Annotated in this window: 1 protein-coding gene; it reads right to left on the bottom strand. The window is 61.8% G+C overall.

Annotated features, from left to right (window positions below; translation table 11 throughout):
* Positions 1 to 35: 35 nt before the first annotated feature.
* Positions 36 to 249: sensor histidine kinase (locus AC0IYH_RS33085; RefSeq protein ID WP_471838622.1), on the bottom strand; the 214-nt coding region annotated here is incomplete at its 5' end.

Here is a 249-nt window from a genome sequence, read left to right as displayed (position 1 = left end):
CTCCTGGCTCGACGCCGCAGTGTAACGCCATCCGCTCATGCCTTTGGCAGGCGCAGGGTGAAGACGGCACCCGCAGCAACGTTACCGGCCTCCAGATCTCCGCCCAGATCACGAACGATTCCATAGGAAATCGCCAGGCCAAGGCCAAGCCCCTCACCCACCGGTTTGGTGGTGAAAAAGGGTTCGAACACATGACCCAGGTGTGCCTCGGCGATGCCGCCACCGCTGTCGCTAATACGCATCACGCAC

This window comes from Pseudomonas sp. AC463 (assembly GCF_979253585.1).
The sequence above is the reverse complement of the archived record's forward strand: the minus strand, read 5'-3'. Positions and strand labels throughout refer to the sequence as shown.